Below are 15,268 nucleotides of genomic sequence, written 5' to 3'. Positions count from 1 at the left end.
TCCCAGGTGTCCCAGCGCGAACTCGTCGTCCTCGGCACCGCCAGCCAGGTGCCCACCCGGCACCGCAACCACAACGGCTACCTGCTGCGCTGGGACGGCGAGGGCCTGCTGTTCGACCCCGGCGAGGGCACCCAGCGGCAGATGCTGCACGCCGGGGTCTCGGCCACCCAGATCACCCGGATCGCGGTGACCCACTTCCACGGCGACCACTGCCTGGGCCTCGCCGGGGTGATCCAGCGGATCAACCTTGACCGGGTCCCGCACCCGGTGGACGTCTACTTCCCGGCCTCCGGCGAGGTCTACTTCGAGCGGCTGCGGCACGCCACCGCCTACCACGAGACCGCCGTGCTGCGGCCCCGGCCGATCGACGAGCCCGGCCCGCTGCCCGCGCCCGGCGCCCGTTTCGCGCTGGACGCCGTCCGGCTGGACCACCCGGTGGAGTCCTTCGGCTACCGGCTGTCCGAGCCGGACGGTCGCCGGCTGGTGCCCGAGCGGCTCGCCGCGGCGGGCGTGCACGGCCCGGCCGTGGGCCGGCTCCAGCACGAGGGCGCGGTCGTGGTGGACGGCCGCGTCGTCACCCTGGACGAGGTCAGCGAGCCGCGCCGGGGCCAGCGCTTCGCCTTCGTGATGGACACCCGGCTCTGCGAGGGCGTGCACCAACTCGCCGAGGGCACCGACCTGTTGGTGGTGGAGGCGACCTTCACCGACGCCGACGCCCACCTCGCCGAGGACCACGGCCACCTCACCGCCGGCCAGGCCGCCAAGGTCGCCGCCGAGGCCGGGGCGCGCACCCTGGTGCTGACCCACTTCTCCCAGCGCTACCCGGACCTCGGCCAGCACCTGGCCGACGCCCGCAAGCACTTCGACGGGGAGCTGGTGCTCGCCGAGGACCTCGCCCGGGTGCCCGTCCCCGCCCGCCGCCACCCGTGAACGCCGGGGAGCGCGCGGAGGATGTCGCGGACACCGGGAAACGGGCTGCGGAAACGGATGCCGGAAGCGACTGCGGGAAACGGCCCCGGGAAAAGGGCTCGCGCCGTCCTGCGATCTGCCGCAGCATCGTCGGGTGCGGCCCCGCCGCCCGCCGCGGCGATCACGCTCGCGGCGTACCCTGGTGCCCCGGAGAGACCGAGCGGCCCACGAGACCACGGATGGGATGAGGCAGGCCCCAGCGCCGACCCATGAGTGACACATCGCAGACCCGTACCGACGGACAGTCGCGCCCCGAACCGACCGACGACGGCCGGGTGAGCGCCCGGATCGTCATCCCCGAGAAGCACCCGATGGTCACCCTGCTCGGCACGGCGGACTCGCTGCTGCGCGTGATCGAGCAGGGCTTCCCCGCCGCCGACATCCACGTCCGCGGCAACGAGGTGACCGCCACCGGGGAGCGCGCCGAGGTCGCCCTCGTGCAGAAGCTCTTCAACGAGATGATGCTGGTGCTGCGCACCGGCCAGCCCCTGACGGAGGACTCCGTGGAGCGCTCCATCGCCATGCTCCGCGAGGAGGGCCCGGACAGCCCGGCGCCGTCCCAGGTGTTCACCGCGAACATCCTGTCCAACCGCGGCCGCACGATCCGCCCCAAGACGCTGAACCAGCAGCGCTACGTCGACGCGATCGACAAGCACACGATCGTCTTCGGTCTGGGCCCGGCCGGCACCGGCAAGACCTACCTGGCGATGGCCAAGGCCGTCCAGGCCCTCCAGGCCAAGGAAGTCAACCGGATCATTCTGACCCGCCCGGCGGTCGAGGCGGGGGAGCGGCTGGGCTTCCTGCCCGGCACCCTCTACGAGAAGATCGACCCGTACCTGCGCCCGCTGTACGACGCGCTGCACGACATGATGGACCCGGATTCCATCCCGCGCCTGATGGCGGCCGGCACCATCGAGGTCGCGCCGCTCGCGTACATGCGCGGCCGCACCCTCAACGACGCCTTCATCATCCTGGACGAGGCCCAGAACACCTCGCCCGAGCAGATGAAGATGTTCCTCACCCGCCTCGGGTTCAACTCCCGGGTGGTGGTCACCGGCGACACCAGCCAGATCGACCTCCCGGGCGGCACCCGCAGCGGACTGAAGGTCGTCCAGGAGATCCTGGCCGACGTCCCGGACATCCACTTCTCCGTCCTCACCAGCACCGACGTGGTCCGCCACAAGCTGGTCGGCCGGATCGTGGACGCCTACGAGCGCTGGGACGCGCTGCAGGAGGCCGAGGAGAACTCCCCGGCCGCCCGCAAGCCCGCCCAGCGGCGCCCCGGCAAGACCGCCGCGGCGCGCGCACCCCGACAGTCCCATCGCACCGAAAGCTGAGCACACAGCCCGTCATGTCGATCGACATCGCCAACGAGTCCGGTTGGGACGCCGATGAGGAAGCCATCCTCGACGTCGCCCGCTTCGCCCTGGACAAGATGCGGATCCACCCGCAGTCCGAACTGTCCGTGATCCTGGTGGACGGTGCGGCGATGGAGGAGCTGCACATCCAGTGGATGGACCTGCCCGGACCGACCGACGTGATGTCGTTCCCGATGGACGAGCTGCGTCCCGGCAAGGAGGGCGAGGAGCTGCCGCAGGGTCTGCTCGGCGACATCGTGCTCTGCCCCGAGGTCGCCGAGCAGCAGGGCAAGGCGGCCCCCTCCCAGCACTCGATGGACGAGGAGCTGCAACTGCTCACCGTCCACGGCGTGCTGCACGTCCTCGGCTACGACCACGAGGAGCCCGAGGAGGAGGAAGAGATGTTCGCCCTCCAGAAGCGGATCCTGGACGACTGGCGGGCGGGCCGGGGCCTCGGCGGCATCTCCCCGGCCCCCACCACCCACTGAGCGCGGGGCGCGAACTCCTGTGAGCGGTGAGAGTACGAGCTTCATCCTCGGTGCCGTGGCCCTGGTCGTGCTCGGCTGGCTGGCCGCGTGCGCCGAGGCGGGCGTCTCCCGGGTCTCCCGGTTCCGGGCGGAGGAGGCGGTGCGCAACGGGCGGCGCGGCTCCGCGCGGCTGCTGGCCGTGGCCTCCGACCCGTTCCGCTACCTCAACCTGGCCACCCTGATCCGGGTGGCCAGCGAGATGGCGGCCGCGGTGCTGGTCACCGCGGTGTGCGTGCGCAACATCCACCCGACCTGGCAGGCCGTGCTGTTGGCCTTCGGCGTGATGGTGCTGGTGTCCTTCGTGGCGGTGGGCGTCTCGCCGCGCACGATCGGGCGCCAGCACCCGATCTCCACCGCGACCGCGGCCTCCTTCGTGCTGCTGCCGTTGGCCGCGGTGCTCGGCCCGATCCCGAGGCTGCTGATCCTGCTGGGCAACGCGCTGACCCCGGGCAAGGGCTACCGGGAGGGGCCGTTCGCCTCCGAGGCGGAGCTGCGGGCGCTGGTGGACCTCGCGGAGAAGGACGACCTGATCGAGGACGAGGAGCGCCGGATGGTGCACTCGGTCTTCGAGTTGGGCGACACCATCGTGCGCGAGGTGATGGTGCCGCGCACCGACCTGGTGATGATCGAGCGGCACAAGACCGTCCGGCAGGCGCTCACCCTGGCGCTGCGCTCGGGCTTCTCGCGGATCCCGGTGGTGGGCGACAACGAGGACGACGTGGTCGGCATCGTCTACCTCAAGGACCTGGTGCGCCGCACCCACATCAACCGCGAGGCGGAGGCCGAGGAGGTCGGTGCGGTGATGCGCCCGGCCGTCTTCGTCCCGGACTCCAAGCCGGCCGGCGACCTGCTGCGCGAAATGCAGCAGCGCCGCTCGCACGTCGCGATCGTGATCGACGAGTACGGCGGTACGGCGGGCCTGGTCACCATCGAGGACGTCCTGGAGGAGATCGTCGGCGAGATCACCGACGAGTACGACCGGGAGATCGCGCCGATCGAGGACCTCGGTGACGGCTCGTACCGGATCACCGCCCGCCTGCTGGTGGAGGACCTGGGCGAGCTGTTCGGCATCGAGCTGGAGGACGAGGACGTCGAGACCGTCGGCGGCCTGCTGGCCAAGCACCTGGGCCGGGTGCCGATCCCGGGCTCGGCCTGCGAGATCCCGCTGCCCGAGCCGGCCGCGGACGGCCTGACCGGCATCCTGCTGACCGCCGAGTCCTCGGCCGGGCGGCGCAACCGGATCGGCTCGATGGTCGCCTCGCCGGTGCGCGGGTCGGAGGGGGCGGCGCCGGCCGCGGGCGAGTAGCGGGTGGGCGGTCGCCGAGCGACCATGGAGGGCATGACGCACAAACTTCGCGCGGAGTACGGCCCGCAGGGGGCGGCCGGCGGAGTCAAGTCCTGGCACGTGGTGCGGGACGAGGACCCGTCGACCGCGCTCTGCGGCCGGACCATGCCCGACGACGCCGAGACGCGGCCCGAGCAGGAGTGGGGCACCGGGCTGCGCTGCTGCCAGCAGTGCGGCTCGCTCTACCTGCACGAGACGCCGCACATGCAGGGGAGCCATCCCTACAGCTAGGCACGACAGCACAGCCGGGCACGACAGCCGGGCACCACGGCTGGGCACAACAGTCGGGCACGGCGGGGCCGTGGCCGGGTTCTGGAGGTCGCCATGAAGCTGCACGACGAACTGCCGACCGTCGATCGCCGACTCGCCCTGGTGTGGCGGGTCGGGGCGGGGCTCGGGGGGATCTTCCTGATCGTGTTCGGGATCCTGGGGCTGACCGACCACCCCGGCTTCCTGGCCACCCACGGTGACCGGATCGCCGGGCTGTCGACCAACGGGGCGCTGAGCATCCTGTCCATCGTGGCGGGTGCGGTCCTGGTCGTCGGGGCGGTGATCGGCGGGAACTTCGCGTCCAACCTCAACATGGTGGTCGGCGTGCTGTTCGTCCTGTCCGGCTTCTACGGACTGGCCGTGCTCGGCCGGCCGGACGCGAACATCCTCAACTTCCGGATGTCGAACGTGCTGTTCGCGTTCGTCTTCGGGGTCATCGTGACCACCTTCGGGATGTACGGCCGGGTGAGCAGCCACCTGCCGCACGACAACCCGTTCTGGCGCGAGCGGGCCGCACGCGAGGAGCCGCTGCCGACCGGCGCGGCGAAGACCTTCGTCAAGGTGCTCAACCCGAACCCGGGACGCACCCACCCGGTCGGCCACTGAGGTGTGACCCGCTCTGTCTATGCTCGGCGGCATGAGTGACATCGTCGAACTCGACCCCGAAGACAAGAAGATCATCACCCTGGCCCGCTCGGCCCGCGCCCGCAACGGCGTGGCCGAGGGGGCCGCGGTGCGTGACGAGACCGGCCGCACCTATGTGGCCGGGACGGTCGCGCTGGAGTCGCTGCGGCTGAGCGCGCTGCAGACGGCGGTGGCGATGGCGGTGGCCAGCGGTGCGAAGTCGCTGGAGGCGGCCGCCGTGGTGAGCGAGGCCGAGCAGCCGGCCGAAGCCGACCTGGCGGCCGTGCGGGACCTGGGCGGGGCCGGGACGCCGGTGCTGCTGGCCGGGCCGGACGGGACGCTGCGGGTGTCGGCCGAGGCCCGTTGAACGGCGGCTGACGGCCCGCCGGGGCCCGGCCGACGGGCCTTGCCCCCATGTATCAAGCAGATAATCTCACCTGGGGAGTGGACTCGGTGAGGGGCTGGAGCATGGGGGCGTTGGCGTTCGTCGCCGGGCTGGTGCTGTTCGTGATGGGCATGGGCAAGTGGCAGGAGACCGGTACGGTCTACTGGCTCTGGGGTTCGCTCGTCTTTCTGCTCCTGCTGGTGGTGTTCTCACTGGTCGGACGGGGCGGACGCAAGGGCTGACCGGGCCGGGCCGACCGCCCCCGGACGGCGGGGCTCCGGTGATCAGGGAGAATGGAGCCCATGAATGCCCCTTCCTCCTCGTACCGCTCCGGGTTCGCGTGCTTCGTCGGCCGTCCCAACGCGGGCAAGTCGACCCTGACCAACGCCCTGGTGGGGACGAAGGTCGCGATCACCTCCGACCGCCCGCAGACCACCCGGCACACCGTGCGCGGCATCGTGCACCGCCCGGACGCCCAGCTCGTGCTGGTCGACACGCCCGGCCTGCACAAGCCCCGCACGCTGCTCGGCGAGCGCCTCAACGACCTGGTCCGCACCACCTGGGCCGAGGTCGACGTGATCGGCTTCTGCCTGCCCGCCGACCAGAAGATCGGTCCCGGCGACAAGTTCATCGCCAAGGAGATCGCCGGGATCAAGAAGACCCCCAAGGTCGCCATCGTCACCAAGACCGACCTGGTCGACTCCAAGCGCCTGGCCGAGCAGCTGATCGCCATCCACCAGCTCGGCATCGAGCTGGGCTTCGAGTGGGCCGAGATCATCCCGGTCTCCGCGGTCGGCGACAAGCAGGTCGAGCTGGTCGCCGACCTCCTCACCAAGCTGCTGCCCGAGGGCGACCAGCTCTACCCGGAGGGCGACCTCACCGACGAGCCCGAGCAGATCATGGTCGCCGAGCTGATCCGCGAGGCCGCCCTGGAGGGCGTGCGGGACGAACTCCCGCACTCGCTGGCCGTCGTGGTCGAGGAGATGCTGCCGCGCGAGGGCCGCCCGGCGGACCGCCCGCTGCTGGACATCCACGCCAACGTCTACATCGAGCGGCAGAGCCAGAAGGCGATCGTGATCGGCGCCAAGGGCGCGCGGCTCAAGCACGTCGGCACCACCGCCCGCAAGCACATCGAGGCGCTGCTCGGCACGCCGGTCTACCTGGACCTGCACGTCAAGGTGGCCAAGGACTGGCAGCGCGACCCCAAGCAGCTGCGCAAGCTCGGCTTCTGACGGGGGAGTTCGGCAGGGGGCGGCAGGCCCCGGGGCCCGTCCGGACGCTTCGGCGTCCGTACGGGCCCTCGCCGTACGGGGGCTCGCCGTACGGGGCTACGCTCCTTCGCGCAGCACCAGCGAGATCAGCTCCCGCTGTGAGTCGGTGAGCTTGGGGTCGGCGCAGTACACCGTCCGCCCGTCCACGGTGATCTCGTAGTGGAAGCCGTCCGGAACGCCGTAGGAGGGCGCGCGCAGCCCGCCCGCGACGGCCTCGCGGGCGAGCGCGTGGACGTGCGGGCCGTCCGTGCGGTCGACGGTGTCGAGCTCCGCGTGGCGGAGGATTCCGGCGAGTCCGCCGGTCCGGGTCACCTGGATGCGCATGGTGTCCATGGTGCTACGCAGGGAAGGCTTTTGCGGCACTTTTTCCCGACCGTGACTTAAGCGCTGCTCAACCGCTGCTCAGCCCGGGCTGACGCCGACCTGGGCCCAGGAGGCCGTCACGGTGTCGGCGATCGAGGACCGGTCGGGGTAACGGGCCCTGGCGGCGGCCACGGTGGCGCGGGCGAAGGCGGTGAAGTCGGCGTCGGCGGGCAGCCGGCCGCCGGTCAGGGTGTCGTACCAGATCCGCCCGGCGCGCTCCCAGGACTGCCCGCCGAGGGCGGTGGCCAGCAGGTAGAACGCGTGGTTGGGGATGCCTGAGTTGATGTGCACCCCGCCGTTGTCGTCGGCGGTGTCCACGTAGTCCCGCATGTGGGCGGGCTGCGGGTCCTTGCCGAGCTGGGGGTCGTCGTAGGCGGTGCCCGGGGCCTTCATCGAGCGCAGCGCCATGCCCTGGACGCCGGGGGCGAGCAGCCCGGCGCCGATCAACCAGTCGGCGGAGGCGGCGTCCTGGTGCAGGGCGTACTGCTTGACCAGCGAGCCGAAGACGTCGGAGACCGACTCGTTCAGCGCGCCGGGCTGGCCCTGGTACTCCAGGCCGGCGGTGAACTGGGTGACGCCGTGGGTGAGTTCGTGGCCGATGACGTCGACGCAGGCGGTGAAGTCGCCGAAGATCCGGCCGTCGCCGTCGCCGAAGACCATCTGCCGGCCGTTCCAGAAGGCGTTGTCGTAGTCGCGGCCGTAGTGGACGCTGGCGTCCATGCGCAGCCCCCGGCCGTCGATCGAGTCGCGGCCGAAGACCTCGGAGTAGAGGGCGAAGGTGGCGCCGAGGCCGTCGTAGGCGTGGTTGACGGAGGAGTCGGCGACCGGGGCCTGGCCCTCGGTGCGGACGCTGCGCCCGGGCAGCCGCTGGCCGTGTCCGGCGTCGGCGATCACCCGGTTCAGGCCGGGGGCGCCGGCGGTCGGCGGGGGAGCGGCGAGGCGGGCCGCGCGGTGGGCGGCGTCCAGGGCGAGGGAGTGGACGGCAGGCTCGTGACCGACCTCGGCGAGGCGGTCCAGGACGTACGGCGGGACGATCGCGCAGATCGGTACTGCTGCAGTCATGTGGCCCAGGGTGAGGCCTCGATGACCGGATGTCACCACCTCGGGCGCGACGGGTCCACGTCTCAAGGAGTGGAACGGAAGCCCGGATCACTTCGGGGGCGCGCGGGCCTGGGTTACGCTGGGCCACATCATGCGCAACGGGCTGCTTCTTCTTAGCTGCCGCGTCGAGGGCCTGTAGTCCACTGGGGCCGGCTCCCCTCGCCGCGGGGAACGAGCTGTGCGCGGAATCGGCGATCCAACGGCGTATCGCGAGGCGCAGCAGAGGCCGGCCAGTCGGTGTTGATCCCTCCCGACCGCCCGCACCCACGCATCCACAGGAAGCCGAGAGTCACCTCCATGACCGAGCAGACCTCCGCCGCGTCCGTCCCCGCCGCTCGCGCCTTCGTCGACCGGCCGACCCCGATCACCGCCGCCTCCGTGCGCCAGCAGCCCTCGGGCATGCGGTACGGGCGCTACCTGCCGTTCGGCACCGTCGACCTGCCGGACCGCACCTGGCCGGAGAAGGTGATCACCAAGGCGCCGCGCTGGCTCTCCACCGACCTGCGGGACGGCAACCAGGCGCTGATCGACCCGATGTCCCCGGCTCGCAAGCGGAAGATGTTCGACCTGCTGGTGGCCATGGGCTACAAGGAGATCGAGGTCGGCTTCCCGTCCTCCGGCGCCACCGACCACGCCTTCGTGCGGTCGCTGATCGAGGAGGGGGCGATCCCGGAGGACGTCACCATCTCGGTGCTGACCCAGGCCCGCGAGGAGCTGATCGAGAAGACCGTCGAGGCGCTGGTCGGCGCCCCGCGGGCGACCGTCCACCTGTACAACGCGACCGCGCCGCTGTTCCGCCGGGTGGTGTTCCGCAACGACAAGGCGGCCACCAAGGCGATCGCCGTGGACGGCACCCGGCTGGTGATGGAGTACGCGGACAAGCTGCTGGGCGACGACACCGTCTTCGGCTACCAGTACTCGCCGGAGATCTTCGTGGACACCGAGCTGGACTTCGCGCTGGAGGTCTGCGAGGCGGTGATGGACGTCTGGCAGCCGGGCGAGGGCCGCGAGATCATCCTGAACCTGCCGGCCACCGTCGAGCGGGCCACCCCGAACGTGCAGGCCGACCAGTTCGAGTGGATGTCGCGGAACCTGTCCCGCCGCGAGTACGTGTGCCTGTCGGTGCACCCCCACAACGACCGCGGCACCGCCGTGGCCTCCGCCGAGCTGGCCTACATGGCGGGCGCGGACCGGATCGAGGGCTGCCTGTTCGGGCAGGGTGAGCGGACCGGCAACGTCGACCTGGTGACGCTGGGGATGAACCTGTTCTCGCAGGGCATCGACCCGCAGATCGACTTCTCCGACATCGACGAGGTGCGCCGCACCGCCGAGTACTGCAACCAGATGGAGGTGCACCCGCGCCACCCGTACGCCGGGGACCTGGTGTACACCTCCTTCTCCGGCTCGCACCAGGACGCCATCAAGAAGGGCTTCGACGTCCTGGAGGCGGACGCGAAGGCGGCCGGGGTGCCGGTGACGGAGCACACCTGGGGCGTGCCGTACCTGCCGATCGACCCGAAGGACGTCGGCCGCACCTACGAGGCGGTCATCCGGGTCAACAGCCAGTCCGGCAAGGGCGGGGTGGCGTACGTCCTGAAGAACGACCACAAGCTGGACCTGCCGCGCCGGATGCAGATCGAGTTCTCCCGGATCATCCAGGCCAAGACCGACGCCGAGGGCGGCGAGGTCAGCCCGGCGGAGATCTGGCGGGTCTTCGAGGACGAGTACCTGCCGACCACCGACAACCCGTGGGGCCGGCTGTCGCTGGCCGGTTCGCGCACCCTGACCACCGAGGACGGCCGGGACGCGCTGACCGCCGAGGCCGTGGTGGACGGCGAGCCGATGACCCTGTCCGGCACCGGCAACGGCCCGGTCTCCGCCTTCGCGGACGCGCTGGCCCGGATCGGCGTGGACGTACGGGTGCTGGACTACGCGGAGCACGCGCTGAGCGAGGGCGGCGACGCCCAGGCTGCCGCGTACGTGGAGTGCGCGGTGGACGGCAAGGTGCTGTGGGGCGTGGGCATCGACGGCAACACCGTGCTGGCCTCGCTGAAGGCGATGATCAGTGCCGTCAACCGCTCGCAGCGCGGCTGATTCGTACGGGTGGTACGCGAAGGGCCGTCCTCCGGGGCGGCCCTTCGCCATGTGCGCCGCGCATTGTGGCCTGCGCCACATTTTTTCGGATCGGAAGCCGTTCGAGGTACTGACACGTGCCGGTAACCGTGGCAACATCGATCCACCGGCAAGCCGGGTCGGTGGGACGGCCTCGGTGTCCGGTCGCGTGACCTGCCCATAGTTGTGCAGGCCGCCTGCCATGTCTGGGGAGTGGCGCCGTGACCAGGTTGTGGGGTGTTCGCCCGAGGTGGCGGACCGATGTTCTCGGTGATTTCTTCTGTCCGGGCTGCGGCGGGGACCGCAACTACCGCCGGCAGCACGGCCGGCGGTGGCTGCGGCTGCTGGGGACGCCCGTCGTCCCGCTCGGGCCGGTGATCGGCAGCGTGCAGTGCACCACCTGCCACGGGCGCTACGGCGTCGAAGCCCTGGAGCAGCCCACCGTCGTGCGCCTCGGCGCGATGCTGCGGGACGCCCAGTACACCATCGCACTGGCCCTGCTCGCAGCCGGCGGCACCGCCCACCGGGCGGCCCGTGAGGCGGCCTGCACGGTGGTGCGCGAGGCCGGGTTCGAGGACTGCGGCGAGGCCCAGGTGCTGGCCGCGCTCGCCGCGCTGTCCGGGCTCGGCGGCGAACTCCACGACGCCCGCGGGATGGCCGGCGGCCTGGCCGTGGAACTGCATGCGGTGCTCGAACCGCTGGCCCCGCACCTGGCCCAGCAGGGCCGGGAGCGGCTGCTGCTGCAGGGGGCCGCGATCGCCCTCGCCGACGGGCGCTACCTGCCGCAGGAGCGCGAGGCGCTGGCCGTGGTCGGCAGCTGTCTGGACCTGCCGCAGAGCCAGGTGCCGGCGCTGCTGGAGGCGGCGACCCGGGCACCGTACGAGAACCTGTAGCGCCGCTGCCCCCTGAGCTTTCCGTATCCCCCACAAACGGGCCCGCCCCCCTCCGGGCCCGCCGTGACCCGCACCGCAGTGGTCCTCCCCCACGGCCCCCGGTGCGGGCAACACGGCTGTCCGTGGCTGTCCGCGGCCGCCGCCGGCCGTCCAGGGGCTGACCGTCCCGGGCTGTCCGTGCGCTGGGGGACAATGGACGGCATGAGTCTTTTCCGGGACGACGGCGTCGTGTTGCGGGCGCAGAAGCTCGGTGAGGCCGATCGGATCATCACCCTGCTGACCCGCCACCACGGCAAGGTGCGGGCGGTGGCGCGCGGGGTGCGCAAGACCAAGTCCAAGTTCGGCGCCCGCCTGGAGCCGTTCTCGCACGTGGACGTGCAGTTCTTCAGCCGGGGGAGCGAACTGATCGGGCGCGGGCTGCCGCTCTGCACCCAGGTGGAGACCATCGCCCCGTACGGCGGTTCGATCGTCACCGACTACGGCCGGTACACCGCCGGCACGGCGATGCTGGAGACGGCCGAGCGCTTCGCCGAGAACGAGGGCGAGCCGGCCGTCCAGCAGTACCTGCTGCTGGTGGGCGGGCTGCGCACGCTGGCGGCCGGGGTGCACGAATCGCACCTGGTGCTGGACGCCTTCCTGCTGCGCTCGCTCGCGGTGAACGGGTACGGCGCGAGCTTCACCGACTGCGCCAAGTGCGGCCTGGACGGGCCGAACCGTTTCTTCTCGCTCCCCGCAGGGGGGGTGCTCTGCGCGGACTGCCGAGTGCCCGGATGTGCCGTACCCTCCCCTGAGACACTGGTACTGCTCGGGGCGCTGCTGTCAGGGGACTGGCGGACGGCCGACGCCTGCGAGCCGCGGTACTGGCGGGAGGGCAGCGGCCTGGTCGCGGCCTATCTGCAGTGGCACCTGGAGCGGGGCATCCGCTCGATGAGATACGTGGAGAAGTGAGCACATGGCAGCGCGACGGCTCTTCGGCGGCGGCAAGCAGCGGGTCTACGAACCCCCGACCCCGCACCCCAGCGGCGCAAAGCCCCCGAAGATCCCCGGCGAGCTGGTCCCCGACCACGTCGCCATCGTGATGGACGGCAACGGTCGCTGGGCCAAGGAGCGCGGGCTGCCCCGCACCGAGGGCCACAAGATCGGCGAGTCGGTCGTGCTGGACGTCCTCAAGGGCGCGATCGAGCTCGGCGTCAAGAACATCTCGCTGTACGCGTTCTCCACCGAGAACTGGAAGCGCTCCCCCGACGAGGTGAAGTTCCTGATGAACTTCAACCGGGACGTCATCGCCCGCCGCCGCGACGAGATGGACGCGATGGGCGTGCGGATCCGCTGGGCGGGCCGGATGCCCAAGCTGTGGAAGAGCGTCGTCCAGGAGCTCCAGGTCGCCGAGGAGCAGACCAAGGGCAACGACGCCGTGACGCTCTACATGTGCGTCAACTACGGCGGCCGGGCCGAGCTCGCCGACGCGGCGCAGGCGATCGCGCTGGACGTGGCGGCCGGCCGGCTCGACCCGAAGAAGGTCAACGAGAAGACCATCGCCAAGTACATGTACCACCCGGACATGCCGGACGTGGACCTGTTCCTGCGCCCCAGCGGTGAGCAGCGCACCTCCAACTTCCTGCTCTGGCAGTCCGCGTACGCCGAGTTCGTGTTCCAGGACGTGCTCTGGCCGGACTTCGACCGCCGTGACCTGTGGCGCGCCTGCGAGCAGTTCGCGATGCGCGACCGCCGCTTCGGCGGGGCGATCCCGAACGACGTCGCCGGGTCGCTGGAGCTGCCCTCCCAGCGCTGACGCCGACCGACGGTACGCATGCCGAAGGGCCCGTGGGAACGAACCCGTTCCCGCGGGCCCTTCGGTGCGCGTTCGTGCGGGCTGCCCCCGTACGGACGGCCGTTCAGTCCTTCTTCGCGCAGTCCGCGCAGGTGCCGAAGATCTCCAGGGTGTGGGCGATGTCGCTGAACCCGTGCTCGGCGGCCACCGAGTTGGCCCAGCGCTCGACCGCGGGGCCCTCGACCTCGACGGTGGCGCCGCAGTGCCGGCAGACCAGGTGGTGGTGGTGCCCGCTGCTGCACCGGCGGTAGACGGCCTCGCCGTCGGCGGTGCGCAGCACGTCCACCTCACCGGCGTCGGCGAGCGACTGCAGGGTGCGGTAGACCGTGGTCAGACCGACGGAGTCCCCGCGGTGCTTGAGCAAGTCGTGCAGCTCCTGGGCACTGCGGAAGTCCGCGATCTCGTCCAGGGCCGACGAGACGGCGGCACGCTGCCGGGTCGATCGGGCGCGCGGCGACGGGCCTGCGGTGGTCACCGTGGGTCCTCCTGGGGTCGTGGGCGTCACGCACCTCATTGTGCCAGCCCGGCCCGCCGCTCCGGAGTGGTCAGGTCGGAGGAAGTCTTTCCCGGCCCTTGGCCGGGGATTTGTACGTCGCAGACCTGGGGACCCCGGTCGGCGTCGGCGTGCCGCCGGTGGCGGCGCCGGGCGAGCGGGGCGGCGATCGCGCTGAACACCGCGAACACCGCGATGGCGAGCAGCACGATGGCCGGGCCGGAGGGCACGTTCAGCTGGTAGGAGCCGGTGACGCCGGCCAGCGCGACCACCACGCCGAGCGCGATCGAGGCGGCCTGGGTGGCGGCGAAGGAACGGGTGAGCTGCTGGGCGGCGACCACCGGGACCACCATCAGGGCGCTGACCAGCAGCAGCCCGACCACCCGCATGGCGACCGTGACGGTGACCGCGGCCATCACCGCGAGCAGCAGGTTGAGGGTGCGCACCGGCACGCCGGTGACCCGGGCGAAGTCCTCGTCCTGGCAGATCGCGAACAGCTGGCGGCGCAGGCCGACGGTGACCGCGATGACCACCGCGCCGAGCACCGCGATGGTGGCCAGGTCGGCGGGGGCGACGGTGAGGATCGAGCCCCACAGGTAGCTCTCCAGCGAGCCGGCCCCGGCCTGGGCGGACATCGAGACGAGCAGCTTGCCGCAGGCCATGCCGCCGTAGAAGAGCATCGCCAGGGCGATGTCGCCGCGCTGGTTGCCGCGCGAGCGGACCAGCTCCATGGTGACGGCGCCGAGCACGCAGACCAGCACGGCCATCCAGACCGGGCTGGTCTGGAAGATGAAGCCGAGGCCGACGCCGGTCATCGCGACGTGGCCCATGCCGTCGCCCATCAGGGCCTGGCGGCGCTGCACCAGGTAGATCCCGACGGCGGGGGCGGTGATCCCGACCAGCACGGCGGCGAGCAGGGCGCGCTGCATGAAGTCGTAGGAGAGCATCTCGGTCATGCGAGCAGCCTCGGCGGGGTGAGGTCGGCGTGCGGGTGGACGTGGTCGTGGCCGGGCAGCGCGTGCAGGCCGGTGTTGGGCACCGGCGGGCCGTCGTGCGCGACGCAGCCGTCCCGCAGCACCACGGCGCGGTCGATCAGCGGCTCCAGCGGCCCGAGTTCGTGCAGGACGAGGAGCACGGAGGCGCCGCGGCCGACCTCGGCGCGCAGGGTGTCGGCGAGCACCTGCTGGCTGGCGGCGTCCACCCCGGCCATCGGCTCGTCCATGATCAGCAGGTCGGGTGTGCCGACCAGGGCGCGGGCGATCAGCACCCGCTGCTGCTGGCCGCCGGACAGGTCGGCGACGCCGTCGCCGGCCCGGTCCAGCATGCCGACGGCGGCCAGCGCGCCGTCCACCGCGGCTCGGTCCTTGCGGCGGAAGGGCAGCAGCCGGTGCTGGGCCAGCCGTCCGGTGGAGACCACCTCGCGCACGGTGGCGGGGACGCCGGAGGCGGCGGTGGTGCGCTGCGGGACGTACCCGATCCGGTGCCAGGCGCGGAAGGAGCCGTACGGGGTGCCGAACAGTTCCAGGGTGCCCTGCTCCAGCGGCACGGAGCCGATCACGGCCTTGACGGTGGTCGACTTGCCGGAGCCGTTGGCGCCGAGCAGGGCGACGACCTCGCCGGGTCGGACGGTGAGGTCGACGCCGCGCAGCACCGGCCGGCCGCCGCGCGAGGCGACGGCGTCACGGAGGCGGACGGCCGGGGGTATCGGGTGGGTCATGGCGGGGCG

18 protein-coding genes are annotated in these 15,268 nt (G+C 71.8%); 13 read left to right on the top strand and 5 right to left on the bottom strand.

Annotated features, from left to right (window positions below):
- The first annotated feature begins 6 nt into the window (after nucleotides 1–6).
- From ABTY61_RS14875 to era, 9 genes are all read left to right on the top strand, one after another.
- Complete coding sequence (locus ABTY61_RS14875) at nucleotides 7–930, top strand: ribonuclease Z (RefSeq protein WP_350505380.1); 924 nt, start codon at nucleotides 7–9, stop codon at nucleotides 928–930.
- A 350-nt stretch (nucleotides 931–1,280) separates the two neighbouring features.
- Nucleotides 1,281–2,306 carry a PhoH family protein gene (locus ABTY61_RS14870; protein ID WP_350505506.1) on the top strand — a complete coding sequence of 342 codons (1,026 nt, stop codon included), beginning with the start codon at nucleotides 1,281–1,283 and terminating at the stop codon, nucleotides 2,304–2,306.
- Nucleotides 2,307–2,320: 14 nt separating this feature from the next.
- Complete coding sequence (ybeY, locus tag ABTY61_RS14865; RefSeq protein WP_153460603.1) at nucleotides 2,321–2,815, top strand: rRNA maturation RNase YbeY; 495 nt, start codon at nucleotides 2,321–2,323, stop codon at nucleotides 2,813–2,815.
- A 19-nt stretch (nucleotides 2,816–2,834) separates the two neighbouring features.
- Nucleotides 2,835–4,160, top strand: a complete 1,326-nt coding sequence (locus ABTY61_RS14860; RefSeq protein WP_350505379.1) for a hemolysin family protein — start codon at nucleotides 2,835–2,837, stop codon at nucleotides 4,158–4,160.
- A 33-nt stretch (nucleotides 4,161–4,193) separates the two neighbouring features.
- Nucleotides 4,194–4,430 (top strand): hypothetical protein, encoded by a 237-nt coding sequence (locus ABTY61_RS14855; protein WP_350505378.1) that lies wholly within the window; start codon nucleotides 4,194–4,196, stop codon nucleotides 4,428–4,430.
- Nucleotides 4,431–4,523: 93 nt separating this feature from the next.
- A complete protein-coding gene (locus tag ABTY61_RS14850; protein ID WP_350505377.1) occupies nucleotides 4,524–5,075 on the top strand; it encodes a DUF4383 domain-containing protein in 552 nt (183 codons plus the stop codon).
- A gap of 31 nt (nucleotides 5,076–5,106) precedes the next feature.
- Nucleotides 5,107–5,460 (top strand): cytidine deaminase-like protein, encoded by a 354-nt coding sequence (locus ABTY61_RS14845; protein ID WP_350505376.1) that lies wholly within the window; start codon nucleotides 5,107–5,109, stop codon nucleotides 5,458–5,460.
- Between the two features lie 101 nt (nucleotides 5,461–5,561).
- On the top strand, nucleotides 5,562–5,720 hold the full coding sequence (locus ABTY61_RS14840) for a hypothetical protein (protein WP_350505375.1): 159 nt from the start codon (nucleotides 5,562–5,564) through the stop codon (nucleotides 5,718–5,720).
- A gap of 60 nt (nucleotides 5,721–5,780) precedes the next feature.
- A complete protein-coding gene (gene era / locus ABTY61_RS14835; RefSeq protein WP_030061259.1) occupies nucleotides 5,781–6,710 on the top strand; it encodes a GTPase Era in 930 nt (309 codons plus the stop codon).
- Between the two features lie 96 nt (nucleotides 6,711–6,806).
- On the opposite strand, the gene ABTY61_RS14830 is transcribed toward era, so the two are convergent.
- Nucleotides 6,807–7,073 carry a protealysin inhibitor emfourin gene (locus tag ABTY61_RS14830; protein ID WP_350505374.1) on the bottom strand — a complete coding sequence of 89 codons (267 nt, stop codon included), beginning with the start codon at nucleotides 7,071–7,073 and terminating at the stop codon, nucleotides 6,807–6,809.
- 78 nt (nucleotides 7,074–7,151) lie between these two features.
- Nucleotides 7,152–8,174 carry a M4 family metallopeptidase gene (locus tag ABTY61_RS14825; protein WP_350505373.1) on the bottom strand — a complete coding sequence of 341 codons (1,023 nt, stop codon included), beginning with the start codon at nucleotides 8,172–8,174 and terminating at the stop codon, nucleotides 7,152–7,154.
- 336 nt (nucleotides 8,175–8,510) lie between these two features.
- On the opposite strand from ABTY61_RS14825, the gene leuA reads away from it, so the two are divergent.
- From leuA to ABTY61_RS14805, 4 genes are all read left to right on the top strand, one after another.
- Complete coding sequence (leuA, locus tag ABTY61_RS14820; RefSeq protein WP_350505372.1) at nucleotides 8,511–10,307, top strand: 2-isopropylmalate synthase; 1,797 nt, start codon at nucleotides 8,511–8,513, stop codon at nucleotides 10,305–10,307.
- A 239-nt stretch (nucleotides 10,308–10,546) separates the two neighbouring features.
- Nucleotides 10,547–11,218 (top strand): TerB family tellurite resistance protein, encoded by a 672-nt coding sequence (locus ABTY61_RS14815; protein ID WP_350505371.1) that lies wholly within the window; start codon nucleotides 10,547–10,549, stop codon nucleotides 11,216–11,218.
- 201 nt (nucleotides 11,219–11,419) lie between these two features.
- The gene (gene recO / locus ABTY61_RS14810) at nucleotides 11,420–12,166 is read left to right on the top strand and encodes a DNA repair protein RecO (protein ID WP_350505370.1); all 747 of its coding nucleotides are present in this window, start codon (nucleotides 11,420–11,422) and stop codon (nucleotides 12,164–12,166) included.
- Between the two features lie 4 nt (nucleotides 12,167–12,170).
- Nucleotides 12,171–13,010 carry an isoprenyl transferase gene (locus ABTY61_RS14805; protein WP_350505369.1) on the top strand — a complete coding sequence of 280 codons (840 nt, stop codon included), beginning with the start codon at nucleotides 12,171–12,173 and terminating at the stop codon, nucleotides 13,008–13,010.
- A 103-nt stretch (nucleotides 13,011–13,113) separates the two neighbouring features.
- On the opposite strand, the gene ABTY61_RS14800 is transcribed toward ABTY61_RS14805, so the two are convergent.
- The 3 genes from ABTY61_RS14800 to ABTY61_RS14790 are packed head-to-tail and all read right to left on the bottom strand — an operon-like array spanning nucleotide 13,114 to nucleotide 15,259.
- On the bottom strand, nucleotides 13,114–13,524 hold the full coding sequence (locus tag ABTY61_RS14800) for a Fur family transcriptional regulator (RefSeq protein ID WP_350505368.1): 411 nt from the start codon (nucleotides 13,522–13,524) through the stop codon (nucleotides 13,114–13,116).
- 35 nt (nucleotides 13,525–13,559) lie between these two features.
- Nucleotides 13,560–14,498: a metal ABC transporter permease gene (locus ABTY61_RS14795; protein ID WP_350505367.1), complete on the bottom strand. Its 939-nt coding sequence runs from the start codon at nucleotides 14,496–14,498 to the stop codon at nucleotides 13,560–13,562.
- A complete protein-coding gene (locus ABTY61_RS14790) occupies nucleotides 14,495–15,259 on the bottom strand; it encodes a metal ABC transporter ATP-binding protein (protein WP_350505366.1) in 765 nt (254 codons plus the stop codon). Before ABTY61_RS14790 ends, ABTY61_RS14795 begins: the two co-directional genes overlap by 4 nt.
- Between the last annotated feature and the right edge of the window lie 9 nt (nucleotides 15,260–15,268).

The organism is Kitasatospora sp. NPDC096128 (genome assembly GCF_040303105.1).
In the GTDB taxonomy this organism is placed as follows: Bacteria; Actinomycetota; Actinomycetes; order Streptomycetales; family Streptomycetaceae; genus Kitasatospora.
The sequence above is the reverse complement of the archived record's forward strand: the minus strand, read 5'-3'. Positions and strand labels throughout refer to the sequence as shown.

What these genes read in the sequence shown, in the direction of transcription:
- ABTY61_RS14870 (WP_350505506.1), top strand. Translation starts at nt 1,281, where the DNA reads ATGGTCACCCTGCTCGGCACGGCGGACTCGCTGCTGCGCGTGATCGAG.
- ybeY (WP_153460603.1), top strand. Translation starts at nt 2,321, where the DNA reads ATGTCGATCGACATCGCCAACGAGTCCGGTTGGGACGCCGATGAGGAA.
- ABTY61_RS14855 (WP_350505378.1), top strand. Translation starts at nt 4,194, where the DNA reads ATGACGCACAAACTTCGCGCGGAGTACGGCCCGCAGGGGGCGGCCGGC.
- ABTY61_RS14850 (WP_350505377.1), top strand. Translation starts at nt 4,524, where the DNA reads ATGAAGCTGCACGACGAACTGCCGACCGTCGATCGCCGACTCGCCCTG.
- ABTY61_RS14845 (WP_350505376.1), top strand. Translation starts at nt 5,107, where the DNA reads ATGAGTGACATCGTCGAACTCGACCCCGAAGACAAGAAGATCATCACC.
- ABTY61_RS14840 (WP_350505375.1), top strand. Translation starts at nt 5,562, where the DNA reads ATGGGGGCGTTGGCGTTCGTCGCCGGGCTGGTGCTGTTCGTGATGGGC.
- era (WP_030061259.1), top strand. Translation starts at nt 5,781, where the DNA reads ATGAATGCCCCTTCCTCCTCGTACCGCTCCGGGTTCGCGTGCTTCGTC.
- ABTY61_RS14830 (WP_350505374.1), bottom strand. Translation starts at nt 7,073, where the DNA reads ATGCGCATCCAGGTGACCCGGACCGGCGGACTCGCCGGAATCCTCCGC.
- ABTY61_RS14825 (WP_350505373.1), bottom strand. Translation starts at nt 8,174, where the DNA reads ATGACTGCAGCAGTACCGATCTGCGCGATCGTCCCGCCGTACGTCCTG.
- leuA (WP_350505372.1), top strand. Translation starts at nt 8,511, where the DNA reads ATGACCGAGCAGACCTCCGCCGCGTCCGTCCCCGCCGCTCGCGCCTTC.
- recO (WP_350505370.1), top strand. Translation starts at nt 11,420, where the DNA reads ATGAGTCTTTTCCGGGACGACGGCGTCGTGTTGCGGGCGCAGAAGCTC.
- ABTY61_RS14805 (WP_350505369.1), top strand. Translation starts at nt 12,171, where the DNA reads ATGGCAGCGCGACGGCTCTTCGGCGGCGGCAAGCAGCGGGTCTACGAA.
- ABTY61_RS14795 (WP_350505367.1), bottom strand. Translation starts at nt 14,498, where the DNA reads ATGACCGAGATGCTCTCCTACGACTTCATGCAGCGCGCCCTGCTCGCC.
- ABTY61_RS14790 (WP_350505366.1), bottom strand. Translation starts at nt 15,259, where the DNA reads ATGACCCACCCGATACCCCCGGCCGTCCGCCTCCGTGACGCCGTCGCC.